Here is a 25,911-nt window from a genome sequence, read left to right on the forward strand (position 1 = left end):
CTAAATGCCCTATGCATGCATTATGTGCATGAATTTGCATGATGATCCGGTCTGAGTTTTACCCCCGAAGCGCAAGCTCTGGCGCGGATCGTGTTGGATCATGCATCTGCATGAAAAGCGACACACGAAGCGGGCAGGCGAGGCGGGGATAGCATTGCGCGCAGGCAGTGTTTAAGATCTTTCGAAATCGCCGCCAGCGTACAGCTACTGTTATTTATCATTGCTCCGGATGTTGTTGTTTATTTTTGAGGCTGAAGTAGCATGTGTGCTCTCAGGCTCCACATTTAACTCTTATCTGGAAGTTAGTTTGTGCCAGAAATTGATAACATTTAAATTAAAACAATAAATCAATGTTATAAATATCGTGCTAAGTTTCGCTCTTGCTTGTTATAGTGATTGCCTTGTGTTTAAATTCAATTTAATCGGAGTAACTAATGTTAGCAGTATCTAAAAACAATGGGGCTTTGTATGGGTAAATATCACAACGATCAACCGATACACGGTGGGATAAATGATCCTGACTTACTAAACAGACTTGACTTTGCAAATAATTTAGCAAATATACTATTGTTAAACTACGATGATGATTGTCTTACCGTATCTTTGGAGGGAGAGTGGGGATATGGAAAAACGTCAGTTATAAATCTTATTAAGGGGGCTTTGAATGAAAAAGATTCGTTCCCAATCATAATTGAATATAACCCTTGGTTAGCTGGTAAGCCTGAGTCTTTAATTCAGGATTTCTTACTTCAATTCTCTTCACGACTTAATCTTATAAATGGCTCTGCAGTGGCTTTAAATGCTGCTAAGGAAATAATAAAATACTCGAGCTTGTTCAATGTTGCAAAGCTTGTTCCAGGAGCAGAACCATGGGCATCTATAATAGGAAAGTCTCTCTCTAAAATTGGGAGTACTACTAAGAAGCTTGCTGAATTAGAAAACATTGATCTTTTGGGCAGAAAGAAAAAGGTTGAGGCATCTATAAAGAAAATTAAAAACCCGATAGTGGTAATTATCGATGATATCGATAGATTGACCCCATCTGAGACATTCCAGGTTTTGCGCCTTGTAAAAGCTGTGGCTGATTTTCCCGGAACTTCATTTCTTTTGGCATTTGATTCAAATTATCTTGTATCTGTATTGGATAAGAATGGTATTGTTAATACGTCGGAATATCTTAATAAGATAGTCCAACTACGAGTACCCCTTCCTGTAATTTCAGAAAGAAGTATGAACGAGCTTGCTAATTTGGAATTGGAGAGTCTGAGTGAAAAGAATTTAACAGATAGATTTGAATATGATCAAGAAAGACTAAGTTGGATTTATCACAATTACAGTAAGCATTTAATCAAGAACCCAAGGGAGCTGAAAAGATTTTTTAACCACTTAAGGTTTGTGTTAGGGCAGGTAGAGGGGCAGGTATGCTTCTCTGACCTTTTTGCATTATCAATAATTGCCACTAAGTTTAATTTAGTATATGAACATATTAAGAGCACGCCAGAGGCATATATAGGCAAGAGGATTTCAAATGACGGGCTTATGATGGATAAGCTACAAGAAGTAGTAGATTCATATAGGCAAGAGCGGAGTGAAAAGCTAAGTGGCTTAAGTGAAAAAGACAGGAAGTTAATTGAGGAGCTTCTTGGGGATATATTTCCTCTTCTGGCCTCTGGCGGCTATTCGCATTATGGTGTTTCTGATGCTGACTCTGCAGGGAGGGTATCAGTACCACAAAGGTTGCATGTTGCATTTCATTATAAAACCCCCACTGGATACGTGTCTGATCAAGATATAATTGATTTTATAAATGGAGATGTTGATAGGAGGGAATTTCTTATGTGGGTGAATTCTGAGGATGCTGATGATCGGTTCTTTGAAATGATGACAAATTATTCACGTATATGCAGGGATAAAAGTTTTGATATATTGACTTGTATTTATGATGAATATCTTTTTTCTGAAAAACTGATTTCTTCACTGGAGGCTAATTATGGGTTTATATCTAAAGATTTATACAGAAAAATGAATTGGCTTACAAATAAAATAATATCAGATTGTGATGAAAAATATACATTGTTGAGGGGGTTGATCGGTAGGGAGGAAAGTGCTCCCTTGGCTGCTGATGTTTTATTTAAAGTTCGAAGTCAACTGCATGGCGACAACTATGACAGTCCTTGGGCTACTGAAGAGCAGTTAGCTGAATTTGAGAAGGTCTATCAAGAAATGGCTGAAAAAGCCATATTTGATAAAAAATATATTGATAATCATCTTGAGGCGCACATATTTTTTGAGTTAAAAAGATCCTCAAGAGAGAGAGCGACTTACTTTGTTAACTCTATTTTGTGTGGTGGTGAAGATGGCATAATTAGAGTGGCGGAAATCATTGGGAATACGGGGCGTGACTCTACAAATGGTCCTTTTGTTCAAGTTGATGAAGATACTTTTGGCAGTGTGATTGATTTAGATGATCTTAGGAGAAGAGTCAAAGACATAGAGATTTCAAGCTATCCTATCCATATTCAAGCCACACTTAATAGTATTCTTGATGGACGAAAGTATTACCTTAGAGATGGGACGTTAGTAGAGGGATGGTATTAATAATCAACTAGTTAAAGTTAACGATCTGATTTATATCGGCCGCCAGTACTGGCGGCTTTTTTACTCGTTGGGCAACTCATACGATGCAAAACGGATAACTTCTTCACCTATCCACTCATTAACCTCCTTCATGCGCTCTTGCAGCGGCGTTAACTCGTTGCGCACAAACACCTGAGCGGCCTTTTTCACGTCCCCGAAACCGCCGGTATTGTTCGGGATAATTCCCATCATCTGCGGCGGTACGCGGTGTGCGCTTAGCAGATCGTCGCGGCTGGCATTCTTGATGTTAAAAAAGTCGTCCTTGGTGGCGACCTCGGATAGCGGCAAGATCTTAATGCCGTCCGGCTTGCCGTTCGGGGCGTACATGAACAGATTGCGGAAGTTCCCTAAGCCCTTTGTATCACGCATGGCTTGGCGCATTCTGTCAACGTCGCTGGTACTCTGCGCCGCGTCGGTCATATACAGGATGTAACCGGCGTGCGCCCCGTTCTGGTAATACTTACGGCGGAACAGCGTCGCCGCCTCGTTCAGCCAAGCGGAGTTAAGCGCGCTGAGGTATTCAGGCAGCCCATAAAGTTCTTGGTTAATATCCGGCTCAACCAGGTGAAAAACGCTGTCGGTCCTGAAACGGTGCGCCTCTTTCCAGTCTTGCACGAACCAGTAAGTGCCGCGATCCACGCCGCGCCGCGTGTACTTGGCCGGGGAGGATTTCAGCTGCAGCGGTGCGCCGAGCCGGTTTTGGCGCTCTTCTAAATAGGCGTTGCCGAACACCAGATAATCCAGCGCATAGCGGCTAAACTCCTGCTGACTTAACAGCCGGTGCGGGATGAACGTAGACGCCAAAATGTTGCGCTTAACGTACATCGGCGAGCTGTGATGCACGGCGGCGCGCACACTGCGTGCCAGCCCATCGAATGAGATCGGCGGCTCGTACCACTTGCCATTGGTCGTGCACTCGATGTAATCCAGAATTTCCCGCTTATCCAGCACAGCAGACGGCTCGCCAAAGGTAAACGCCTCAAAATCCTGCTTCTGCTCTGTTGCCGGGGCTGGTGCCGGGGGGATAAATGCCTTACGGCCTTTGCGCTTGCTCATCAGTAAAACTCCAAAATGTTCGGGCTGCTGTGGCCGCTGCCTGCGGTCAGCGGTTCGTTTAAGAGGGCGTGCATGATTGCCCACGCGACATCGGCGTGGCTGGCTTCTTCGCTGCGGCTGGCGGTGTAGGTGGAGCGCGCGCCGCTGGCGGTCATGGTTTTGCGGATCGCCATAAAGGCGGCGGTGATGTCGGTGTGGCTGGTGTCGTATTCCAGACAGCCGCGCCCGATGGTGTCTTTTGCCTTCAACACCATGGCGGTTTTGATTTCCGGCGTGTATTTGATTTCTCGCGCGGCCGGGAAGAACTCGCGCACCAGCTGGAAAACACCTTGGCCGACGGTGGTCGCATCGATGCCGATGTACTCCACGCAATATTTTTCGGTAAGGTCTTTAATCTTCTGGGCCTGAGCGGCAAAGTTCATGCCCTGCCACTGGTGGCGCTCAAGCACGCGGAACTTGCCCCCGGCCACCATTGGCGGCGCGATCACCGCGCACCCGGCGCTGTCGCCGCCGTTGGCTTCCGATGGATCGTAGCCGATCCACACCGGGCGATAGCCGAACGGCCGCACGGCGTAAGGGTTGAAGTCCTCCCATTCTTCCAGCGTATCGACCATGCAGCCTTGCAGCTCGGCGAATGGGAATACCGACGCGGTATCGTCCACGAATTCACACATCAGCAGGTTCTGATACTCTGCCGGGCTGTATTCGAGCGATAGCTGATCAAGGTCGAACAGGTTACAGCCGCCGGTCAGCGCATCCTCAACCGTGACAATCTGGCGCCATTGCCCATCGCCGCACAGCAAGCCTTTTGACAGGTGGCTGTGGCTGAGGTCGAGCTGAACGTGATCGGCTTTGCTGCGGCGCCCCTTGTTGAACAGTTCCCCCGACCAGAACGGATAAGCGGAGTGCGCCAGACTTGACGGCGTGGAAAAGTAGGTAGTGCGCCACCGCTTGTGCAGCGACATCCCGCTGGCGACTTTGCGCAGCTCCTGAAACTTCGGTATCCAGAAATACTCATCCAGATACAGATTGCCGGTGTAGCTCTGCGCGGTGCGCACGTTGGTGCCGAGGAACATCAGGCGGGCGCCGTTCGGCAGCACCATCGGATCGCCTTTCAGGTCAACCTCGACCAGCCGCGCAAAATCAATGATGTAATTGCGGAATACGTGCGCCTGCGCCTTACTGGCTGACAGGAAAATCTGATTGCGGCCGGTGGTCAGCGCATCGAGCAACGCCTCGCGGGCAAAGAAGAACGTGGCGCCGATCTGGCGCGATTTCAGGATGTTGCGGATACGGTGTTGCAGCCCGGCGCGATACCATCCCATCTGATACTCGAAGGTGGTTTCTGTGAAGATGCTTTGCAGCTTCTCCACGGCGGCCTCGCTGAACACGTTGCGCTCGGCGGGCTTGCGCTCGCCTTTGTTGCGGTTGGCGACGTTCGGGTTTAAGTCCGCCTCGTTGCCGGTCGCCGAATAGCGATTGACCCGCGCCAGCCGTTCAATCTGACGGCCTAACAGGTCGATTTCTTTGAAGTCTTTTCCCTCCTTGACGTCTTTCATGATGAGCTGAATCAACCGTGCTTCCATGCTTTGCTCAACGCGGGAAATGGGCGCGATGTCGTCCCATTTATCGCGCAGCTTCCAGCTCTGCACGGTCGGCCCCTTGAGGTTCAGCGTTTCCGCAATTTGGCGCACAGAGAAGCCCTGCCAGTAGAGCAAGGCAGCTTGGCGGCGCGGATCGCTGATGATGGTTGTTGCCGGTGTCGTATTCATGCCGCCAAGGCTACGAAAGCGCCGGGCAGCTCGCATTAAGCCCTTGTTGTGCCTCAGATCTTCCAACCGCAACGCGTTGAGACGCGCCGCTATTCCCCCGAAACTAGCCCCGAACCCAATCACCACAACCGGAGCCGTTTACATGGCAAAGAAAGTTACTAAGTTTTTCCGCATCGGCGTTGAAGGCGACACCGTTGACGGCCGCGAGATCGGCGCTGCGGATATTCAGCAGATGGCCGCGACCTACAGCCCGAAGGTGTATGGCGCCCGCATCAACATGGAGCACATCAAGGGGATTTTGCCGGATGGCTATTTTCGTCGTTACGGCGGCGTGGTTGAGCTGAAGGCCGAGAAAATCGACGAGCCGGACGAACCGCTGTTGCACGGCAAGTGGGCGCTGTATGCCAGTCTGGCCCCGACCGCCGATCTGGTGTCGATGGTCGGCGCTGGCCAAAAAGTGTTTACCTCGATGGAGATCCGCCGCGATTTCGCCAAGACCGGCAAGTCGTATCTTGTCGGGCTGGCCGTCACCGATGATCCGGCCAGCCTCGGCACTGACATGCTGGAGTTCAGCCGCCGCCACGAGAACGTCGAGTTCTCCGCGCCGCTGGAAGTCCATTTCGATTTTGAGCCGGTCGCTGACCCGGAAACCTCATTCTCTGCCCGCATCAAAGCGATGTTTAGCCGCAAGCAGGCCACCGACGATGTGCGCTTTGGCGAGATGGAAGGCGCGGTGATGACCGTAGCCGAGCAGTTGCAGGAAGCGGACACCCGCTTTACCGAGACAATCGCTGCACTGAGCGAGCAGGTTGCCGACCTTAAACAGCAGGTTGAAACCGGCAGCAACGCGTTCAGCGCGCTGAAAGCCCAGCTTTCCACCTCGGAAGATTTCAGCCAGCAGGCCCGCCCAGAGGCCACCGGCGGCAACAGCGCGCAAGACGTGCTGACCGACTGCTAAGGCAGTCACACCCGATAAAACTGAACAAAAACAGGAAGAAAAATGCGCAAGCAAACTCGTTTTAAATTTAATGCTTTTCTGTCTCGCCTCGCCGAACTGAATGGCGTAGCAACCGGCGATCTGGATAAAAAATTCAGCGTTGAGCCGTCCGTCACGCAAACCATCATGACCCGCGTACAGGATTCCTCAACGTTCCTGACCCGCATCAATATCGTGCCGGTTAAGGAAATGAAGGGAGAGAAAGTCGGTTTAGGTGTGAGCGGCTCCATCGCCAGCACCACCGACACCGCCGGCGGCGATGAACGCGAAACGGCCGACTTTGCCTCGCTGGATGCAGAAGGCTATTTCTGCCAGCAGGTGAATTACGATTTCCACATCCGCTACAACACCCTTGACCTGTGGGCCCGTTATCAGGATTTCCAGACCCGTTTACGCGATGCAATTGTTGAACGTCAGGCGCTTGACCGCATCATGATCGGCTTTAACGGTACGCACCGCGCCAAAACCTCCAACCGCGTTAAATTCCCGCTGTTGCAAGACATCGGGCCGGGCTGGTTGCAGAAGTACCGCGAGAATGCGCCGGGCAGCGTGATGAATAAAGTCGTGGCGGAGGACGGCAGCGTGGTGTCTGAAAAAGTCCGCGTGGGCGCCGGTGGCGATTACGCCAACCTCGACGCGCTGGTGATGGATGCCACCAATACCCTGATTGCACCGTGGTATCAGGAAGACCCGGAACTGGTGGTGATCTGCGGTCGCCAGCTGCTGGCCGACAAGTATTTCCCGCTCGTCAATCAGGAACAGCCCAACACCGAAGCGATGGCCGCCGATCTGATTATCAGCCAGAAGCGCATCGGCAATCTGCCCGCCGTGCGTGTGCCGTACTTCCCGGCGGATGCGCTGTTGATCACCCGCGTGGATAATCTGTCAATCTACTGGCAGGAGGACACGCACCGCCGCCATATGGTGGAAAACTCGAAGCGTGACCGCATCGAAAACTATGAATCCATCAATGAGGATTATGTGGTGGAGGATTACGCCTGCGGCTGTCTGGTGGAGAACATTAAGCTGTTACCGACGGAACCAAAAAAAGATGAAATCGCTGAGCTGGCCGAGGCCATTGTTAAGGCTGTCAAAGTAGCCGCCGCACCAACGGAGCCTACCGCTGATGCCGAGGTGAAAGCCCCGGAGGAAGCACCGGCAGACGACAAAGCGAAAGGCGGTAAATAACCATGACCAGCCCTGCCCGCCGTCACCTTATGCGCCAGTCAGCGGTCGAGGCCGCGCAGCGGGAGAATGACCCGCTGCGCCACGCCAACGGCTATGAACGGATGATGCTTAAACTCAATGAAGATAAGCGAAAGCTCAAACAGGTGCGCTCACAACAGCGTAAGGCCGAACTCAAGCGCCAACTGCTGCCGGACTATGCCCCCTGGGTTGCCGGTGTGCTGGCCGAAGGTCGCGGCGCGCAGGACGCCATTCTGATGACGGTCATGATCTGGCGTCTGGATGCCGGGGATATTCCCGGTGCGCTGGACATCGCCCGCTATGCGCTGCGCTACCAGCTGGCGCCGCCGGGCAATTTCGCGCGTTCCACGCCATACCTCATCGCAGAAGACGTCGCCGAGTCTGCCACCCGCGCCTTTGAGGCCGGGGAGCCGGTCAACATTGACCACCTCACGCAGACGATGGAACTCACCGACGCAGAAGACATGCCCGACCAAGTGCGAGCCAAGTTGCACAAAATCACCGGGTACGTCTTGCGCGCGGCGGGCAGGGCTGAACTGGCATTGAACCACCTTAAGCGTGCGCTGCAGTTGCATAACGGCTGCGGCGTGAAAAAGGACATTGAACGGCTGGAGCGGGCAATACGCACCGCCGCCAGCCGCTGACAGAACGCGCCCCGCGCCGGGCGGCACGACGGCCGCGACAGGTTTCACCTCGTCAACGCTGTCGTCCACCGCCCCCTAACTTTCTGAGGTCATATGAGCACCGTTGTGATCCAACGGCCACGCCCGGACGCGCCAGCACCGCGCCCGGAGGATGAGCCGATCGTTAAAAACGTCTTTTTCTGGCCGGACATTGACCCGGCGGACGTGCGCGACGTGATGCGCATTGAAGGCACCATCACCGCCCCGCGCCTGCGGCTGGCAATTAAAAGCGCGATCGCGGAGGTGAACGCCGAGCTGTTCACTTTCCGCCGCGACCAGATGGCCGACGGCTATCAGCGGCTTGAGGATGTGCCGGGCGAACAGCTCGACGGCGAAAGCGTGCGGGTGAGCGAATACCGCAATGCCGTTAGCGCGATGACCATGGCGACGCTCTCGGAGCAATACCGCAGTTTCGACACCACCGCCACCGGCGGCCGCAAGGCTGATGTGGTCGAAGCCTCGATCGGCGAGCTGTGGCGCAATGCCCGCAACGCGATCAGTAACGTGGCCGAGCGTAGCCACTGCATCATCGGGTTGCTCTGATGAGAGTCTACGCCCTGCAGGGCGACACCGTTGACGCGATTTGCTGGCGCTACTACGGGCGCACGCAGGGCGTGGTTGAGCAGGTCTATTCGCTAAATGAAGGGCTGGCCGCTGCCGGGGCGATTTTGCCCCACGGCCACCCGGTCGAGCTGCCGGACGTGACCGCCGCGCCGCAGCGTGAAACCGTCAATTTATGGGATTAGCAATGGAGAAAATTACGTCGTGGGTGGCCTATACCGTAGCGGCCTTTCTCGCTTGGATTGGCCGATACAGTCCACAGGACATCGCCTTTATGGTCGGCGCCGCCGTTGGCGTTGGGACGTTCCTCGTCAACTGGTACTACCGCCGCAAAAGCTACCAGCTGTTGAACAAGTTGGGCGTCAGCCGGAGGGTTTACGATGAACTCAATCGCTAAACGCTGCAGTGTGGCCGCCGTGCTGGCGTTGGCGGTGCTGTTGCCGCAATTCAGCGCGCTGCAGATCTCTGAGGCCGGGTTGCGCCTGCTGGCTGATTTCGAGGGCTGTCGTTTATCGCCGTACCAATGCCAAGCGGGCGTCTGGACAAACGGCATCGGCCACACGGCCGGGGTTAAGCCCGGTGCGGTTATCAGCGAGCGCCAAGCCGCCGTTAACCTCGTGGCCGACGTGTATCGTGTGGAGCGCGGCATAAGCCGATGTATGCCTGTCACGATGCCGCTGCCGGTTTATGACGCTGTAGTCAGCTTTGCCTTTAATGTTGGCGTCACGGCCGCCTGTGGCTCTACGCTGGCCGGTTTCATCAAGCGGCAGGACTGGCGCAACGCCTGCCACCAGTTGCCGCGCTGGGTGTTCGTCAACGGCGTCAAATCGCCGGGGCTGGAACGGCGTCGGGCGGCGGAGCTGGCCCACTGCCTGATCGGGGCCGCGCCATGAGCCGCGCGATCGGCTGGTTTCTGGTGCTGGCGCTGGTCGTCGCCGGTTGGATGAAATGGCAGGTTGTCACGTTGGGTGAACGGCTGGAAAGCGCCCGGCAGGAGAACGGCCGGATAGCGGCGGCGCTGACCGATACCCGCGCGGCGATCGACACGCTGCAGGCGGCGGCAGGTGTGCTGGCGCTAGAAGAGGAAAAGTTAAGGGGCGATCTCACCGCCGCGCACCGGCTGGCACTGACGCGCGAGCAGAAAATACAGAGGCTACTCAATGAAAATCAGCAATTACGCGATTGGTTTAACACTGCTTTGCCTGCTGACGTTGCCCGGCTGCACCAGCGCCCCGGCTTCACCGGCGCCGCGGATTATCTACGTTGGCTGTCCGAAAGTGAGTCCGTGCCAAATCCCGGCCAGCCGCCCGGCGACTAACGGCGATCTGAGCGCCGATATTCGCCAGCTTGAAAACGCCTTGGCGGCCTGCGCGGTGCAGGTCGAAACGATAAAACACTGTCAGGAACAACACGATGTTAAAACCGCAACAGCTCCGCGCTGAGCTGACACGCTGCCTGCCGTGGCTACAGCGCAACCCTGAAAACCTGCAAGTTCGGGTAGAGCGCGGCAATGTGGCCGCCACGCTTGCCGACTCGCTGTCCCATGAGTACCGCTATACGCTGAACCTGCTGTTTTTGGACTATACCGGCGATCTGGATTTAATCATGGTGCCGGTTCAGGCATGGCTACGGGAAAACCAGCCGGACATCATGGCAACGGAGGAAAAGCGCCGCACCGGGATCACCTTTGCGAGCGACTTTAACAACAACGGCTCTTACGATTTCAGCGTGTCACTGCAGCTGACCGAACGTGTAGTGGTCAGCGAACAGAACGGCGCACTACACGTTAAGCACCTGCCGGAGCCGCCGTTACCGGAGGACGTGACGCGGCCGATGCAGCTCTTTGTTCACGGCGAATTAGTGAGTGAATGGCATGAGCGAGCTTAACCCCTTTGACACCCGGCTGGCCGGGCTGATTGCCAAGCTGTCGCCGCAGTCGCGTAAGTCGCTGGCCGTTGCCGTGTCAAAGCGACTGCGCGCCGGTCAACAGCAACACATCAAACGCCAGCAGGCGCCGGACGGTACACCTTACGCGCCGCGCAAAATGCGGCTTCGCAGCAAAAAGCGCCTGCGCGATCGGGCGATGTTCTCCAAGCTGCGCACGGCCCGCTATCTGAAAGCCCTGGGCAACAGCGATGCGGCCGTGGTTGAGTTTGTCGGGCGTGTGAAACGCATGGTAAACGTTCACCATTACGGCCTGCGCGATCGGCCGACGCCGCACAGTGAGGCGGTAAAATATGAGGCCCGTCCGTTACTTGGGTATTCAATCAGCGACATTAAAGCTATAGAGGAAATAATTATTTACCACTTTCTTGATTTGAATTGATACCAAACCTATGTTCTTGTTCTCTACATTTAAATATGTGTTCATTTAGTTTTTTATGGTTGGTTATTCCCCAGATTAAGCATGCGGAAAAAATCAATATGGACATGAATATAACAAATGATATTTTTCTCATGTCATCCCAAGAGTTTATTGCATCAATTAACTCTTGGTTTTTTTTCTCATCCTTTAATGCAATGTATTCGCATGCTGCGCGATATGCATCATATGGATGTGTTTTAATGATTCTCGTGCAAGCACTAATGTTTAATGTTTTGTTTTCCTTGAATATCCCTGCAGGGATGATTACATCATTTGGGGAAACTAAAAGTGATGTGTCTTTATAGTTGAAGTTTGTATAACCCGATTTTGGGAAGCTACTTAATAGTGATATAGAGAATGCTATTATGATGATGATTATGGCAACTAAGAGGGCGGTATCATGAGGAGATGACTTGCTTTTTCCTACGGTTCCGAAGAAAGAGGTGAAGTAAAAATTCTTTTTTGAAATCTCGCCTGTAAGTAATCCATTAGATAATAATTTTGCATCCTTGGTGTTTGCAACTTTAACGCCATTTAATAACATGAACTTCTGAGTGTAGAATATCTCATCGTCAGCCCTGCCTAAGACTCCTTTTTTGAAGTTCAATCCGGCAATTCTCAATAGAATTCGGAATAGTGCGGAAATCCCACCGCAGCGCCAAATGATAATTGCAGCGCAAATTAATGAAAAGAAAAATCTGAATGTTTCTGGGAACGTCTGCTCTATTCCAAACATTATTCTCTCCTTAAAAAATCCGAAACGATATTAGCAAATTTTTAGCTTGTTGTGTCTTTAGCCTTCCAACCTCTCCTTATTGTCGCCGCCCGCGCCGGGCGGCATCCTTCCAGCATGAACAATCAACATGACATTTTGCGCCTACTGCGCAACCTGATCCGCATCGGCACAGTGAGCGCCGTTGACCTCGATAACGGCCTGTGCCGTGTCGAAACTGGCGGCAATCATACCTACTGGCTCAACTGGATAACCTGTCGCGCCGGGCGTACTCGCAGCTGGTCGGCGCCTTCCGTCGGTGAGCAGGTGCTGATCTTTGCGCTGGGTGGCGAACTCGATACCGCGTTTGTGCTGTGCGGCATTTTCTCTGACGACTTCCCGGCCCCGTCTGCGTCGGCGGATGCGCTGCATATCGCATTCCCTGATGGCGCGGTTATCGAGTACGAACCGGAAACCGGCGCGCTGAGCGTGTCAGGGATTAAAACCGCCGACGTGCAGGCGTCGGAGTCCATCACCGCCAGCACCAAAGTGGTGATCGTTACGGCTGACAAAATCACGCTCGATGCGCCGGAGGTGGTTTGCACCAACAAACTCACCACCGGCACGCTGGAAGTGGAAAAAGGCGGGGCGATGCGCGGGAACATCGAGCACAGCGGCGGCTCATTCTCGTCGAATGGCGTCGTTGTTGATTCGCACACCCACGGCGGCGTCCAGACCGGCGGCGGCCAAACGGGGAAACCAACATGAACAGCGCCAAATATATCGGCATGAACCGAGGCACCGGTCGCACGCTGACGGACATCGAGCATATTCGCCAGTCCGTGGCGGACATCCTGGTCACGCCGCAGGGTTCGCGCACGATGCGCCGGGCTTATGGCTCGTTGCTCTCTGAGCTGCTCGACCAGCCGCAGAACGACGCGCTGCGCCTGCAGATCATGGCCGCCTGTTACAGCGCGATTTTGGCGTGGGAGCCGCGCGTTAAGCTGACCGGCATCGCTTTTAATACTACCTATGACGGCAAGATGGTGATCGACATCACCGGCACCCGCGCCGATGCCCCCGGCGCGCTGTCGCTGTCTGTTCCTGTGAGCTGAAACCATGGCAACGATTGACCTTTCACAGCTGCCCGCGCCGATCGTCGTTGAGGTGCTGGATTATGAAGACATTTTGGCAGAGCGTAAGGCGACGCTGATTTCGCTTTACCCGGAGGAACAGCGGGAGGCCGTCGCGCGCACGCTGGCGCTGGAGTCGGAGCCGATCGTTAAGCTGTTGCAGGAAAACGCCTACCGCGAGGTGATTCTACGCCAGCGCGTCAACGATGCCGCGAAAGCGGTGATGCTGGCGTATTCCACCGGCGAAGACCTCGACCAGCTCGGCGCCAACTTCAATACGCCGCGACTGGTGATCGCCCCGGCGGATGAAAGTACTATCCCGCCGACACCGGCAATCATGGAAGCGGATGAAGATTACCGCCTGCGTCTGCAGGATGCTTTCGAAGGGATGAGCACGGCGGGATCGGCCGGTTCCTATCGTTTTCACGCCCGCTCGGCCGATGGCAGGGTGGCTGATGTGACGGCAATCAGCCCATCACCGGCTAACGTGACCGTCACCGTGTTGTCGCGGGACGGCGACGGCACCGCCAGCCCCGAGCTGCTGCAGGTTGTCCGCGACGCGCTGAATGATGAGGACGTGCGCCCGGTCGCCGATCGCGTCATCGTGCAAGCGGCCAAAATAACCCGCTATGGCATTGATGCCACGCTGTTTCTCTATCCCGGCCCGGAGGTTGCGCCGATCCTCACGGAGGCGAAACAACGTTTGCAAAATTATGTACTGACCATGCGCCGCTTAGGCCGCAGTATCCGGCGCTCCGGCATCATCGCCGCGCTGACTGTGGAAGGTGTTGAGCGTGTCGAAGTTGCTCAACCGGTCGCCGACATCGTGCTGGATAAAACGCAGGCGGGTTACTGCACCGGCGTGAACATCACCCCAGGGCGCGCCGATGACTAACCGCTTATTGCCTGTCGGCTCCTCACCGCTGGAAGTTGCCGCCGCTGCCGCGTGCGCCGAGCTGGAGTGCGTGCCGGTTCCCCTGCGTGACCTGTGGAACCCGAAAACCTGCCCGGTGCATCTATTGCCCTATCTGGCGTGGGCGTTCTCCGTTGATAGATGGGATGAGGCTTGGCCGGAGGACGTCAAGCGGGGCGTGGTATCCGCCGCGTTCTACATCCATCGGCACAAGGGCACTATAGGTGCCGTGCGCCGCGTTGTGGAGCCGCTCGGCTACCTGATTAACGTTATCGAATGGTTCCACACCGACGGCGCCGATCCGCCCGGCACCTTCCGGCTGGATATTGGCGTGCTGGAAACCGGCATTACCGAGGAAATGTATCAGGAAATGGAACGCCTGATCGCCGACGCCAAGCCCCTGAGCCGCCACCTGATCGGCCTCAACATTTTGCAAGACATCCCCGGCCGGATTTACACCGGCGCGGCCGCCATTGATGGCGATGTCATTACCGTTTACCCCGGATAAGAGAAAATCATGAGCAAATACAAAGCGATTGTTACCACCGCCGGGGCGGCCAAGATTGCCGCCGCCAGTGCGGGCGGAACGCAGTTGAAAATTGTCCGTATGGCCGTCGGCGACGGGAACGGCACGCTGCCGACACCTAACCCGGCCCAGACTAAGCTGGTCAACGAGAAATACCGCGCGGCGCTCAACGGGCTGACTATCGACAAAACGCTGAAAAATCACATTCTGGCCGAGATGATTATTCCGGCAAACGTCGGCGGCTTCTGGCTGCGTGAAATGGGCCTCTATGACGAGGCCGGGACGCTGATTGCCGTCAGCAATATGGCGGAGAGCTACAAGCCGAAGCTGGAAGAGGGCAGCGGCCGCACGCAGACGCTGCGCATGATCCTGATTGTCAGCAGCACCGAGGCGGTTCAGGTGATCGCCGGGGGCGACACCGTGCTGGCGACCAAGGATTTTGTGGCCGACGCGATCGCCGCGCATGAGAAAACCCGAAACCACCCGGACGCCAGCACCACGGCGAAAGGGCTGGTGCAGCTGAGTAGCGCGACGACCAGCACAGACGAAACGAAAGCCAGCACCCCGAAGGCGCTTAAAACTGTCAGCGATGCCAGCATGAAAAAGGCCGCCAATCTGTCCGACGTGGCCGACAAGGCCGCCGCGCGTGGCAATTTAGCACTGGGTACGGCCGCGACGAAAAACGTCGGGGTGGATGGCGGGCAGTTGATGGAGGTCGGCGCCTTTGGATTGGGAAGCGGCTCACGTCATCGAGAGGATGCTTATTGCAATCAGGGGGAAATCTATCGGGTTAATGGCTCATCAAAGAATGCACCGGGCGGCGATGTTTATGGCGTGCTGAGTTTACCTTGTGACGGCGGCCCGTCGGGTGCGTATATGGCGGTACAAAACAACGGAAACGCATTCTTTGGCCGTTCAAATATCGCGGAAAACGGTGTGACTTGGTTTCAGGCTTACACCACCAAATTTAAGCCGACTGCGGCAGACGTCGGGGCATGGAGCAAAACAGAAGCCGATGGCCGTTTTCTGATGCTTTCCGGCGGCACAGTAAAAAAACTGGCTATTAAGCCCGGCAACGCGGAAACAGAGGGTAGCACACTCAATATTGAGGGAAATCAGCATACGCCCTTAGTGATGAGCCGTCTTTCTGCTCAGGGCAATCTTTCTATCGGATTTCAAGTCGCTGGAAAGGCGTTAATGCGCCTTGGTTTTGGGGTTGATGACGAATTGCATTGGGGGACAGAAGCTAATCAGGCGTCGAATCCGCGCATTTATACGACGGCTAAGCCGCCTACAGCACAAGAAACCGGGGCGTTGACGGATGCGCAGGCCGTACAGAAATACGCGCTGCGCTCTATCAAAGTCAACGGTAAGCCGTTGAGCGGGGATGTCAATCTGTTGGCGGGGGATGTCAACGCATGGAACAAAACCGAAGCGGATGGCCGCTATGTAAAACAGAGCGGCGACACGATGAAAGGGGCATTAACTCTGCCGCGTATCGTATTCCCGAACGAAAATACCGCCAATGCTGATGATGACTTAAATCGCGAAAATGGCTTTACCGTTGAGTCATTGGTTGCCACTACCAATAAGGGCTATCCCGTACCGGGCGGCATGGGGGTGTTGTTTACCGGGAAAGTGAACGAGTTCCGCAATGTGCAATTTGCCGTAGGCTCCGGCGATATGGCGTTTTATTTGCGCTCGATGCGAAAAGACAACTCGGCTTCGCTCCGCTGGGCGCGAGTTTATACGACGGACTACAAACCGACGGCGGCTGACGTTGGCGCGCTGACGGATGCGCAAGCCGCGCAGAAATACGCGCTGCGCTCTATCAAGGTGAATGGTAAGCCACTGTCCGCCGATGTGAATTTGTTGGCCGGTGACGTTAACGCGTGGAATAAGACAGAAGCAGATGGCCGATATTTGGCTAAAACCGGCGGCAATATTACGGGCGGGATATCGTCAAACTCCTGGGTATCTGCTGCGGCGTTGACATCGGATTATCACGGCACCGGCGATAACACGAATAAAGCCCCGGAAGGCGCCGGAGCGTACAGCAATCAGCTTGGCACGCGCGCGCCTTTTTACCAGACTGATTTTCAGTGGGAAGCAAACAGCGGCGCGATTTATGTGCCACTGGTGAAAGGTAAATCGACGCGTAAGGGCAAGGGCTGGCCGACCGCAGTTAGCTACGGCTATTTGATGCCGGGCGAGAATATGCATGCTCATCCCGTTATTCATGCGCTTGGTGATGGAGTGGAAAGTATTTGGCAGTTTAATACCCAAACTGGCGGCATTATTAGTGGGAAAATGGGCGAGTTCGCGAGTCAGGCATGGGTTAACAATGGGTTGAATGGTCGGGTTGACTGGCCCTCCTTTAATCAGCATGTGGGCGCCAGAGCGACAATTGACTGGGTTAATCAGAACTTTATTCAAAATGTCAGATACAGCGCGGAAATGCATGTCGGCGCGACCGGGATTTATACCTATCACGATAATACCGTACTAACCGGTTTCAATAACAAAGACGGTGATTACTCTGCTGAGGAGCTGTTTTGGAGCTACATCCAAATTTATAAAAATGGTCAGTGGATCACAGTGGGACGATAACATGAAGAATATTAAAAACTTTCAGCTCGGCGAGCCAAAAACACCGGAGCAATTAAAATTACGCAATCAGCATAATGCCATGTTCCTTTTCTCTGACGATGGTCAGGAGTGGTATCACTGCCAGAAAGATTTTGCGGAAGATACGATAAAAGTTGTCTACGATGAAAAAGGGATTATCCGCAGCATTGCCGCCAACAACGATATTTCTACGTTGTGGCCTGTCGGGTTAAGCGTCGCGGAAGTGACAAATACAAGCGCCAATCGCCGGGCAGATATTTCAGGCGGTTGGGTATTTGATGGGAAAGCCATTGTCAAACGCAGTTATTCGCCTGACGAATATCAGGAACAAGCGAAAAAGGAACAGGTTGCCCGCATTGCGGCGGTGGCGCGGCATATCGCGCCATTACAGGATGCGGTTGATTTGGACATGGCGACCGAGGAAGAAAAAGCGCTGTTGGCGGACTGGAAAAAATACCGTGTGATGCTAAATCGTCTTGATATGACGTCGGCCCCGGAAATTGACTGGCCGGTGGCGCCCGGCGCCTAAGATAAACCCCGCGGCGATGCGGGGCTTTTATTGCAGTAGTTAACGGAAAATGGTCATGGCACCATGGTTGTTACAAAATTCGGCGCACCAATTAGGATGACGAACAGTAGTATGCTTCCTATCGTAATTGCTGTTGCGAGTTCATTCTTCATAGTGGCATTTCCCCTGTTATTTTGAAAGCGTGCCTACAAACTCCAATGTATCGCGGTATAACTGGAATTCATCGTTATCGGATGCTTTTTCCATTTCTGCGACTATTTGAGAAAGAATATTATCGGTGTTGACTATTCTTTTGCGAACAAGAAGATCAATGACACATCTGCCCAGAACCGTGCTCACCTTTTCTAAGTTCTGTGTTTCACTATCGGTAAGGTAATGAATACTCATAAGGCCTCCAATCAATGATTTTTCGGATGTGGCCGTTAATCCAGATGTCGTCTTTAGAGCAGGCATTCCCATCCTTAGTTTGGTTGAAAGAGCCCACCGAAGCGGGCAAAAATTTGTCTCTGGTGTATCAAGCGTTACAAAGGTTGTTATAAGGGATTGCGAACCCTGAATAACGCTTTTAGGTTAGGAATGTTCTGAAATCATGGCAAGTGATTACGAACGGTAAGGAACGAATTTAGGACAAATACTTAAAAAAATGCCCCACGGCGGGGCGAAATTTGGTGATGATAGCTACATGAACTACTGCATGCGACGACTAGAGGCATGTGTCGTCTATTGGCGACACTAATGCAGTTTGGCAGTATGAACAAGCAAAAAATGCTGAAGTGAGTAATCTTAGGAAAAGTGCCATTCGAAAGCTTGTGCTTTCGAACTGAGTCGTTAGCACTATGAAAAAGCCCGCAGTGATGCGGGCTTTGTGTTTGCGGCGTTCCCTGATGTTGCCGCCATTGACCTTCAGACCTTACCCCGCCGGGCTCTCCGGCGTCCAATTGATTGCGTAGATCAATGCAACGTTATTGATCGGCTCTAACGATCGTTTCCCCCCAAAATCTCCCGGCCTGTTGTCTGGTCGGCCTTCCAGCACCCACCGCGTGCGGCCCGGCGCGCCGGGCGTCATCATGCCTGCACCTACTCACCACCCGGAGCAAATTAATGGGCGATTATCATCACGGCGTGCGCGTCGTCGAAATCAACGACGGCACCCGCGTCATCTCTACCGTATCGACGGCAATCGTCGGCATGGTCTGCACGGCGGAGGATGCCGACGCGTCGGTTTTCCCGCTTGATACCCCGGTACTTATCACCGACGTGCTGGCCGCCTCCGGCAAGGCCGGTAAAAAAGGCACGCTGGCGGCGTCGCTGCGGGCGATCGCTGAACAGGCGAAGCCGGTCACGGTAGTTGTCCGCGTTGCCACCGGCAAAGACGCGGCGGAAACCACCTCCAACATCATCGGCGGGGCGAACGCGGAAGGCCGTTACACCGGCATGAAAGCACTGTTATCTGCACAGGCTGAGCTGGGGGTTAAGCCGCGCATCCTCGGCGTACCGGGGCTGGATAATCAGGAGGTCGCGACGGCGCTGGCCGGTATTTGCCAACAGTTGCGCGCGTTCGGCTATATCAGCGCCTACGGCTGCAAAACCGTGCAGGAGGCTACCAAGTATCGCGACAATTTCAGCCAGCGTGAGCTGATGCTGATCTGGCCGGATTTTGTCAGCTGGAACACCGCCGCCAACCAGAGCGACATCGCCTACGCCACCGCCCGCGCGTTGGGGCTGCGTGCCAAAATCGACACGGAAACGGGCTGGCATAAGACGCTTTCAAACGTCGGCGTTAACGGCGTGACCGGCATCACCGCCAGCGTGTTCTGGGATTTGCAGGCGCCCGGCACCGATGCCGACCTGCTAAACCAAGCGTGCGTCACCACCCTTATTCGTAAAGATGGCTTTAAATTCTGGGGTTCCCGTACCTGTTCCGATGATCCGTTGTTCATGTTCGAGAACTACACCCGCACCGCGCAGGTGCTGGCCGACACCATGGCCGAGGCGCATTTATGGGCCGTTGACCGCCCGGTGACGCCTACGCTGGTGCGCGACATGATTGACGGCATCAACGCGAAATTCCGCGAGCTGAAATCCGCCGGGCTGATTATCGACGGTAATTGCTGGTACGACGAAAGCGCCAACACTGTCGCAACCCTGAAGGCGGGAAAGCTGTTTATCGATTACGACTACACGCCGGTGCCACCGCTGGAAGATTTAACCCTGCGCCAGCGCATCACCGATCGCTATCTGGCGACGTTTGCGGCATCCGTGAACCGCTAAAGGAGACGTTAGAACATGGCACTGCCGAGAAAACTGAAATACCTGAACCTGTTTAACGACGGCTACAGCTACATGGGCGTGGTGTCCTCGCTGACGCTGCCGAAGCTCACCCGCAAGCTGGAGAAATACCGGGGCGGCGGCATGAACGGTGCGGCCTCCATCGATATGGGGCTGGACGATGACGCGCTGGCCGTTGAGTGGTCGATGGGCGGCATTGATGAGCTGGTGCTGAAACAGTGGGGCGCCGTTGATGCCGTGCCGCTGCGCTTTGCCGGTTCCTTCCAGCGTGACGACACCGGCGAGGTGTCCGCTGTGGAAGTGGTGATGCGTGGCCGCCACAAGGAAATCGATTTTGGCGAGTACAAGCAGGGCGAGGATACCGAAACCAAGGTATCCACCGAGTGTACTTACTTCAAGCTGACCGTTGACGGCAAAGAGCTGATCGAGGTCGATACCGTGAACATGGTCGAAAAGGTCAACGGCGTTGACCGGCTGGCCGAGCATCGCAAGGCGATCGGCCTGTAATTTTTGCGCCAGCCCGCCGGGCTGGCCCTTTTTCCCCTGATTTGAGAGAACATGATGAAAGACGCAAAAGAAAATACCGTTACCCTCGACACCCCGATCCAGCGCGGTGAAACCACCATCACCGATGTGCAGGTGATTAAACCGAACGCGAGCGCGCTGCGCGGCGTCGGGCTGGCGGCGATCGCCAATGCCGATGTTGACGCGCTGCTGGTTGTGCTGCCGCGTGTGACCGTGCCGAACCTGACCAAAGAAGAATGCGCGCGCCTTGAGCTGCCGGATTTGGTGGCGCTGGCCGGGAAAGTGGTCGGTTTTTTGTCGCCGAACTCGGCGGCGTAGTCCCCGACGCCCGGCTGGGCGTTGATGACCTGATGGCGGACATCGCGGTGATCTTCCACTGGCCGCCGTCTGAAATGGCCGGAATGACGCTCACGGAGCTGTTGAACTGGCGCCATTTGGCACTGCAACGCAGCGGAGTTAATCACGATGAGTAAAAGCCTGCAGCTACAGGTGCTGCTGAAAGCCGTAGACCAAGCCACCCGCCCGCTAAAGAGTATCCAACAGGCCAGTAAATCACTGGCCGGTGACATCAAAACCACGCAGCAAACCCTCAAGGCTCTGGACGCACAAAGCGCCCGGATTGAGGGATTTCGCAAGGGGCAGGGCCAGCTCGCTGTCACCGGCAAGGCACTGAAGAAAGCCAAGGAAGAGGCGGCCGCGTTGGCCGTCCAGTTCAAGGCGACAGAAAAGCCCACGGCGCAGCAAGCGCGCTTGCTGGAGGCGTCGAAGCGCGCCGCCGCCGAGCTGCAGACGAAATACAACGGCCTGCGCCAGTCGGTGCAGCGCCAGCGTGACGCGCTCAACGCTGACGGCATCGCTACCCGGAACCTGAGCGCTGAACAGCGCCGGTTGAAGGCCAGCGCCAGTGAAGCCACGACAGCGCTGGGCCGCCAGCGCGGCGAGCTGGAACGCCTGAGCAAGAAACAAGAGCAGGTTAACCGCGTCGGCGCGCGTTACCGGGCCGGGCAATCGGCAACTGCCGCTGTCCGTAATACCAGCGCGGCCGGGCTGGGTATCGCTACCGCCGGGCTGGTCGCTGAAGGGGCGTTTATTGCGCCGGGGGTGCAGTTCGACAGGCAGATGTCAGACACGCAAGCCACGTTAGGGCTGGCGAAAAATGACCAGCAACTGGCCTCTATTCGCCAGCAGGCGCGGGATATTGGCGCCACCACTGCGTTTTCGCCGACGGATGTCGCGCGCACGCAATCCGTCTTGGCGAAATCCGGCTTTAACGGCGATGCCATTCTGAAATCGACCGAATCGACGGTAAATCTGGCGCTGGCCTCAGATCTGGACATCGCCGACGCGGCCGACATCATCACCAACATGCAATCGGCGTTTAACATGCCGATAGACGAGATCCAGCGCGTCGCGGACGTGATGACTAAAGGTTTCACCAGCTCGAACAGCAACCTGATGGATTTTGGCGAGGCGATGAAGTACGTCGCGCCGATCGCCGAGGCGGCCGGGGCCAGTATCGAGGATACCACCGCCTTGCTGGGCGTGTTGGCCGATAACGGCATCAAGGGGTCTATGGCCGGTACGGCGACCAGTGCGATGTTTACGCGGTTACAGGCGCCCGTCGGGCAGGCGACTGATGCGTTGTCAGAATTGGGCGTAAAAACAAAGGACGGCAAAGGGAACATGCTGCCGATCGCGAACATCCTCAAGAAAATTAACGGCTCGTTTAAAACCAACAAGCTCGGCACCGCGCAGCAAGCCGAATACCTGAAAGTCATTTTCGGCGAAGAGGCGATGAAAGGCGCTATCAAGCTGATTGACGCCGCCGGTAACGGCAAGCTGAGCGAAAAACACAGCACCGTCACCCAGTCAAGAGGGGCTACGGCCCAGATTGCCCGAGTGAAGGTGGAGAACCTCGACGGCGACCTGAAAAACCTGTTTTCGGCGTGGGAAGATGTTCGCATTGAGGTGTTCGACGGCCAGAATTCAGCGCTGCGCAAACTCACGGTTTCCGCCACCGAATGGCTCACCAAGGCGGGGGCATGGGTGAAGGCCAATCCTGAGCTGGTCGGCACGCTGGTGAAGGTCACGGCGGGTGTCACGGCCCTGATCGGCGGCCTCGCCGCGCTGGGCCTTATCGCATGGCCGGTGATGGCCGGGGTCAACATGTTGACCGCCGGGGCCGGGCTGCTGGGAACGGTCTTTACCACCGTTGGCGCCGGGATTGCGGCCGCATTCAGTGTGATCACCCTGCCGGTGGTCGCGGCGGCGGCGGTGATTGCCGGTGTGGCATTGACTATCCGTAAATATTGGGAGCCTATCAGCGCCTTTTTAACGGGTATCGGCGAAGGCTTCAGCGCCGCTTTCGCGCCGATGCGCGCCGCGCTTGTCCCGCTGTCCGGCGCATTTACGCCGCTGCTGAGCATGGTGCGCAACGTCTGGCAGTGGTTCGGCAAGCTGATCGAGCCGGTGAAATCTTCACAGGCCGAACTCCAGACGGCCGCGCGCTATGGGCGCATGTTCGGTGAGTGGATCGCGGCCGGATTGAGCCTGCCGCTGCAGCTGTTGGGCGGATTGCCCGGCCTGCTGACCGGCATCTGGGGCGTTGCGAGCGGCATTGCGGAGCGTGCCGCCGCCGTCTGGGACACCATCGGCGAGTGTGTTAACGCGGCATGGCTGGCGCTGAGCGCCGCCACGGTTCAGGCATGGGATCGGCTGACCGGCTGGCTTAATGGCAAATGGGAGGGGCTGGTAAACGGGGCTAAAGCGCTGCCGGGGCAGTTCAAAGAAGCCGGGATGAACATGATTAACGGGGTCATTGACGGCATTAGCGAGCGTTGGCAGGTGCTGAAAGACAAGTTTTCCGGCCTCACGGATATGCTGCCGGACTGGATGAAGTTTGGCGACGAGGAGGCGGAGGTTAACCCGGCGATTTCATACAACCGCCCGGCGCCTGAGCTGATGCCGGGGCCGGGCTATGCGGGGGCATTCGACAAGGGCGGCATCATCCCGCGCGGCCAGTTCGGCATCGTCGGCGAGCGTGGCCCGGAGATTGTCAACGGCCCGGCCAATGTCACCGGTCGCCGGAAAACGGCGGCGCTGTCGGCGGCGATGTTATCGCTGTCAACGCCGGTGATGGCGTCGGCCCCGGCTGCCGCACCCACTACGGCGCCTGCCCCGATCACCATTCAGGTGTACGGCGCCCCCGGCCAAGACGCGGCATCTATTGCGCGCGAAGTCTCGCGCCAGCTTGAGGCCGAACGACGCAAACACGCGGCCGCCGCGCGCAGCCGCATGAACTACGAAGGGTAAAACCATGATGTTAACGCTGGGCCTGTTTGTTTTTATGCTGCAGACGCTGCCGTATCAGTCCATGAGCCGCAACGCGGAATATCGCTGGCCGAGCAACGCCCGCGTTGGCCTGCGCCCGGCGGCGCAATTTCTGGGGATGGATGAGGAAAAAATCACGCTGTCCGGGGTGCTGCTGCCGGAGATCACCGGCGGCCGCTGGTCACTGCTGACGCTGCAACTGATGGCCGAGCAGGGCCGGGCGTGGCCGCTGATTGAAGGCACCGGCACGATTTACGGCATGTTTGTGATCGAGTCGATTTCTGAAACGCACTCCGAGTTTTTTGCCGACGGCAGCCCGCGCCGCACAGAGTTCACGCTCAACCTGAAGCGGGTCGATGAATCCCTGTCGGCGATGTTTGGCGATCTGCGCCAGCAGGCCGGGGAGCTGTACGATAAAGCCGGAGAGATGTCCGGGAAGGCCGCCGATGCTATGGGAGGGTTGTTATCATGAAAAGCGGTGTAAGCTTGCCAGCCGGGGCGCGAGTTGCCCCGGATTTTTCGCTGTTGCTGCAGGATAACGACATCACGCAGAACATCCGCAAGCGGCTGATTTCTCTGTCGCTGACGGATAACCGGGGCTTTGAGGCCGACCAGCTCGACATCGAGCTGGACGACAGCGACGGACTGATGGCGATGCCTCAACGCAATGCGGTGCTGTCGCTGGCACTCGGCTGGCAAGGCTCGCCATTGACGCCAAAAGGCCAGTTTACGGTCGATGAGGTCGAACACCGGGGCGCGCCGGACACGCTGACTATTCGCGCGCGTAGTGCGGATTTTCGCGGCTCGCTGAACACCCGGCGCGATGAGTCCTACCACGACACCACTCTGGGCGACATTGCGCAGAAGGTGGCTGCGCGCAATAAGCTTAAAGCCTCGCTGGCCGCCGGTCTGGGCACCATCAAAATCAGCCATATTGACCAGACGCAGGAGACGGACGCGGCATTTATTACCCGGCTGGCAACGCTCAACGGCGCGGTGGCGGCGGTGAAAAATGGCGCTCTGCTGTTGTTGCGACCGGGGAACGGCGCCACGGTAGGCGGGAAGCCGTTGCCGGTGTATACCATCACCCGGCAGGATGGCGATCAGCACAGTTTCAACATTGCCGATCGGGATGCCTACACCGGCGTGACGGCGAGCTGGCTCAACACAAAACAGCCGAAGCCGAAGAAAGTGAAGCTGCAGCGCAAGCCAAAAGAGCAGCATTTGCGCGCGCTGCAACACCCGAAGGCGAAACCGGGCAGCAGCAAGAAATCGGGGAAACCGGCGGAGGCGGCGAAAGGCGATTATTTGGTGGGGGCTGACGATAACGTGTTTGCGATCACCAAAATTTACGCCACAAAGGCCGCCGCGATGCGGGCAGCACAGGCAAAGTGGGAAAAGCTTCAGCGCGGTGTGGCTGAGTTCTCACTGTCGCTCGCCATGGAGCGGGCCAGCATCACCCCAGAGACGCCGGTACGCGTCAGCGGGTTTAAAGCGGCGATCGATGCGCAAGACTGGATAGTGAGCAAAGTCACGCACAATCTCAGCAATAGCGGCTTTACGACGGCGCTGGAGTTTGAGGTTTTGCTGTCGGATGTGATTTATGAAGTCTCGTAATGTGAATTAATGTTTTGTAAATTCACTTAAAGGCAGTTTTGTTCTCGATCGGGCGGAGTATTATCGCGACAAATGAGAGATTGAGAAGGGAATATCAACATGATGCATTGCCCGCTTTGCCGAACTGCCGCCCATGCCCGCACAAGCCGCTATCTAAGTGAGAACACTAAAGAACGTTATCATCAATGCCAAAACATAAATTGCAGTTGTACTTTTGTGACGTTGGAATCTATTCAGCGGCAGATCGTATCACCGGGCAAAGTTGATATCGCTCCGCCACACCCAACCCGAAGCAATCAGGGAACACTTTGGATTTAACAAGAAGCCTGCGAAAGCAGGTTTTTTTTATGCCCGTAAAATGGCTGTCGCCACTTTGTCGCCACAGGGTAGTTATGTGTTTGTCGGGGTATTGTTTTATAAGGATATTTTTTC

General features: G+C 55.5%; 30 protein-coding genes. 26 read left to right on the top strand and 4 right to left on the bottom strand.

The features are described from left to right. Positions 1–468 precede the first annotated feature (468 nt). Positions 469–2,598 (top strand): KAP family P-loop NTPase fold protein, encoded by a 2,130-nt coding sequence (locus ACJ8QF_RS03770; RefSeq protein ID WP_060418743.1) that lies wholly within the window; start codon positions 469–471, stop codon positions 2,596–2,598. A 60-nt stretch (positions 2,599–2,658) separates the two neighbouring features. Here the strand turns inward: ACJ8QF_RS03770 and ACJ8QF_RS03775 are convergent, their stop codons facing one another. Together ACJ8QF_RS03775 and ACJ8QF_RS03780 are read right to left on the bottom strand one after the other, a co-directional pair. Continuing rightward, positions 2,659–3,693 (bottom strand): phage portal protein, encoded by a 1,035-nt coding sequence (locus tag ACJ8QF_RS03775; RefSeq protein WP_060418379.1) that lies wholly within the window; start codon positions 3,691–3,693, stop codon positions 2,659–2,661. Then, on the bottom strand, positions 3,693–5,465 hold the full coding sequence (locus ACJ8QF_RS03780) for a terminase ATPase subunit family protein (protein ID WP_120027049.1): 1,773 nt from the start codon (positions 5,463–5,465) through the stop codon (positions 3,693–3,695). The genes ACJ8QF_RS03775 and ACJ8QF_RS03780 overlap by 1 nt, the downstream gene beginning before the upstream one ends. Positions 5,466–5,607: 142 nt before the next feature. Here ACJ8QF_RS03780 and ACJ8QF_RS03785 point away from each other — a divergent pair, with 142 nt between their 5' ends. The 11 genes from ACJ8QF_RS03785 to ACJ8QF_RS03835 all read left to right on the top strand — a co-directional run bounded on the left by ACJ8QF_RS03785 (position 5,608) and on the right by ACJ8QF_RS03835 (position 11,238). Next, positions 5,608–6,423: a GPO family capsid scaffolding protein gene (locus ACJ8QF_RS03785; protein ID WP_033644563.1), complete on the top strand. Its 816-nt coding sequence runs from the start codon at positions 5,608–5,610 to the stop codon at positions 6,421–6,423. A 42-nt stretch (positions 6,424–6,465) separates the two neighbouring features. Next, complete coding sequence (locus tag ACJ8QF_RS03790; protein ID WP_060418380.1) at positions 6,466–7,650, top strand: phage major capsid protein, P2 family; 1,185 nt, start codon at positions 6,466–6,468, stop codon at positions 7,648–7,650. Between the two features lie 2 nt (positions 7,651–7,652). After that, positions 7,653–8,312: a terminase endonuclease subunit gene (locus ACJ8QF_RS03795; RefSeq protein WP_060418381.1), complete on the top strand. Its 660-nt coding sequence runs from the start codon at positions 7,653–7,655 to the stop codon at positions 8,310–8,312. Between the two features lie 93 nt (positions 8,313–8,405). Beyond that, positions 8,406–8,894, top strand: coding sequence for a head completion/stabilization protein (locus ACJ8QF_RS03800; RefSeq protein WP_033639340.1), 489 nt, complete (start codon positions 8,406–8,408; stop codon positions 8,892–8,894). Beyond that, the gene (locus ACJ8QF_RS03805) at positions 8,894–9,097 is read left to right on the top strand and encodes a tail protein X (RefSeq protein WP_015379118.1); all 204 of its coding nucleotides are present in this window, start codon (positions 8,894–8,896) and stop codon (positions 9,095–9,097) included. Before ACJ8QF_RS03800 ends, ACJ8QF_RS03805 begins: the two co-directional genes overlap by 1 nt. A 2-nt stretch (positions 9,098–9,099) precedes the next feature. Then, positions 9,100–9,309: an HP1 family phage holin gene (locus ACJ8QF_RS03810; protein ID WP_015379117.1), complete on the top strand. Its 210-nt coding sequence runs from the start codon at positions 9,100–9,102 to the stop codon at positions 9,307–9,309. Continuing rightward, positions 9,293–9,805 carry a lysozyme gene (locus tag ACJ8QF_RS03815; protein ID WP_442537276.1) on the top strand — a complete coding sequence of 171 codons (513 nt, stop codon included), beginning with the start codon at positions 9,293–9,295 and terminating at the stop codon, positions 9,803–9,805. The genes ACJ8QF_RS03810 and ACJ8QF_RS03815 overlap by 17 nt, the downstream gene beginning before the upstream one ends. Continuing rightward, the gene (lysB, locus tag ACJ8QF_RS03820; RefSeq protein WP_060418384.1) at positions 9,802–10,230 is read left to right on the top strand and encodes an Rz-like lysis system protein LysB; all 429 of its coding nucleotides are present in this window, start codon (positions 9,802–9,804) and stop codon (positions 10,228–10,230) included. Before ACJ8QF_RS03815 ends, lysB begins: the two co-directional genes overlap by 4 nt. Beyond that, positions 10,124–10,354 (top strand): Rz1-like lysis system protein LysC, encoded by a 231-nt coding sequence (gene lysC / locus ACJ8QF_RS03825; protein WP_230201375.1) that lies wholly within the window; start codon positions 10,124–10,126, stop codon positions 10,352–10,354. Before lysB ends, lysC begins: the two co-directional genes overlap by 107 nt. Then, positions 10,326–10,799: a phage tail protein gene (locus tag ACJ8QF_RS03830; protein WP_442537277.1), complete on the top strand. Its 474-nt coding sequence runs from the start codon at positions 10,326–10,328 to the stop codon at positions 10,797–10,799. The genes lysC and ACJ8QF_RS03830 overlap by 29 nt, the downstream gene beginning before the upstream one ends. Beyond that, positions 10,786–11,238, top strand: coding sequence for a phage virion morphogenesis protein (locus tag ACJ8QF_RS03835; protein WP_442537278.1), 453 nt, complete (start codon positions 10,786–10,788; stop codon positions 11,236–11,238). The genes ACJ8QF_RS03830 and ACJ8QF_RS03835 overlap by 14 nt, the downstream gene beginning before the upstream one ends. Here ACJ8QF_RS03835 and ACJ8QF_RS03840 read toward each other — a convergent pair. Beyond that, complete coding sequence (locus ACJ8QF_RS03840) at positions 11,210–12,013, bottom strand: hypothetical protein (protein ID WP_442537279.1); 804 nt, start codon at positions 12,011–12,013, stop codon at positions 11,210–11,212. The genes ACJ8QF_RS03835 and ACJ8QF_RS03840 overlap by 29 nt on opposite strands. Positions 12,014–12,127: 114 nt before the next feature. On the opposite strand from ACJ8QF_RS03840, the gene ACJ8QF_RS03845 reads away from it, so the two are divergent. From ACJ8QF_RS03845 to ACJ8QF_RS03870, 6 genes are read left to right on the top strand one after another with little or no spacing between them, the layout of a single operon-like run. Then, on the top strand, positions 12,128–12,757 hold the full coding sequence (locus ACJ8QF_RS03845) for a phage baseplate assembly protein V (protein ID WP_143778493.1): 630 nt from the start codon (positions 12,128–12,130) through the stop codon (positions 12,755–12,757). Further along, positions 12,754–13,104, top strand: a complete 351-nt coding sequence (locus ACJ8QF_RS03850; RefSeq protein WP_442537280.1) for a GPW/gp25 family protein — start codon at positions 12,754–12,756, stop codon at positions 13,102–13,104. The genes ACJ8QF_RS03845 and ACJ8QF_RS03850 overlap by 4 nt, the downstream gene beginning before the upstream one ends. Before the next feature lie 4 nt (positions 13,105–13,108). Then, positions 13,109–14,017 carry a baseplate assembly protein gene (locus tag ACJ8QF_RS03855; RefSeq protein ID WP_442537281.1) on the top strand — a complete coding sequence of 303 codons (909 nt, stop codon included), beginning with the start codon at positions 13,109–13,111 and terminating at the stop codon, positions 14,015–14,017. Further along, the gene (locus tag ACJ8QF_RS03860) at positions 14,010–14,543 is read left to right on the top strand and encodes a phage tail protein I (protein ID WP_060460916.1); all 534 of its coding nucleotides are present in this window, start codon (positions 14,010–14,012) and stop codon (positions 14,541–14,543) included. The genes ACJ8QF_RS03855 and ACJ8QF_RS03860 overlap by 8 nt, the downstream gene beginning before the upstream one ends. 9 nt (positions 14,544–14,552) lie before the next feature. Then, positions 14,553–17,171, top strand: a complete 2,619-nt coding sequence (locus ACJ8QF_RS03865; protein WP_442537282.1) for a phage tail-collar fiber domain-containing protein — start codon at positions 14,553–14,555, stop codon at positions 17,169–17,171. Position 17,172: 1 nt separating this feature from the next. Next, the gene (locus tag ACJ8QF_RS03870) at positions 17,173–17,718 is read left to right on the top strand and encodes a tail fiber assembly protein (RefSeq protein ID WP_442537283.1); all 546 of its coding nucleotides are present in this window, start codon (positions 17,173–17,175) and stop codon (positions 17,716–17,718) included. A 168-nt stretch (positions 17,719–17,886) separates the two neighbouring features. Here ACJ8QF_RS03870 and ACJ8QF_RS03875 read toward each other — a convergent pair whose 3' ends face one another. Beyond that, entirely contained in the window at positions 17,887–18,105 is a 219-nt protein-coding gene (locus tag ACJ8QF_RS03875) for a biofilm development regulator YmgB/AriR family protein (protein ID WP_346421383.1), read from the bottom strand. A 714-nt stretch (positions 18,106–18,819) separates the two neighbouring features. Between ACJ8QF_RS03875 and ACJ8QF_RS03880 the strand changes: the two genes are divergently transcribed. From ACJ8QF_RS03880 to ACJ8QF_RS03915, 8 genes are all read left to right on the top strand, one after another. Then, positions 18,820–19,989: a phage tail sheath protein gene (locus ACJ8QF_RS03880; RefSeq protein WP_442537284.1), complete on the top strand. Its 1,170-nt coding sequence runs from the start codon at positions 18,820–18,822 to the stop codon at positions 19,987–19,989. Positions 19,990–20,004: 15 nt separating this feature from the next. Then, entirely contained in the window at positions 20,005–20,514 is a 510-nt protein-coding gene (locus ACJ8QF_RS03885; RefSeq protein ID WP_442522430.1) for a phage major tail tube protein, read from the top strand. A 54-nt stretch (positions 20,515–20,568) separates the two neighbouring features. Continuing rightward, a complete protein-coding gene (locus ACJ8QF_RS03890; protein WP_260515692.1) occupies positions 20,569–20,850 on the top strand; it encodes a phage tail assembly protein in 282 nt (93 codons plus the stop codon). A 32-nt stretch (positions 20,851–20,882) separates the two neighbouring features. After that, entirely contained in the window at positions 20,883–21,005 is a 123-nt protein-coding gene (locus ACJ8QF_RS03895; RefSeq protein WP_023456045.1) for a GpE family phage tail protein, read from the top strand. Then, on the top strand, positions 20,998–23,844 hold the full coding sequence (locus ACJ8QF_RS03900) for a phage tail tape measure protein (RefSeq protein ID WP_442537285.1): 2,847 nt from the start codon (positions 20,998–21,000) through the stop codon (positions 23,842–23,844). Before ACJ8QF_RS03895 ends, ACJ8QF_RS03900 begins: the two co-directional genes overlap by 8 nt. A 4-nt stretch (positions 23,845–23,848) precedes the next feature. Beyond that, entirely contained in the window at positions 23,849–24,334 is a 486-nt protein-coding gene (locus tag ACJ8QF_RS03905) for a phage tail protein (protein ID WP_442537286.1), read from the top strand. Next, a complete protein-coding gene (locus tag ACJ8QF_RS03910) occupies positions 24,331–25,479 on the top strand; it encodes a phage late control D family protein (protein WP_442537287.1) in 1,149 nt (382 codons plus the stop codon). The genes ACJ8QF_RS03905 and ACJ8QF_RS03910 overlap by 4 nt, the downstream gene beginning before the upstream one ends. 99 nt (positions 25,480–25,578) lie before the next feature. Further along, positions 25,579–25,797 carry a DNA-binding transcriptional regulator gene (locus ACJ8QF_RS03915; protein WP_072265518.1) on the top strand — a complete coding sequence of 73 codons (219 nt, stop codon included), beginning with the start codon at positions 25,579–25,581 and terminating at the stop codon, positions 25,795–25,797. The last annotated feature ends 114 nt before the right edge of the window (positions 25,798–25,911 follow it).

Origin of the sequence: Serratia sp. CY81684, assembly GCF_052166595.1 — a bacterium.
In the GTDB taxonomy this organism is placed as follows: Bacteria; Pseudomonadota; Gammaproteobacteria; order Enterobacterales; family Enterobacteriaceae; genus Serratia; species Serratia nematodiphila.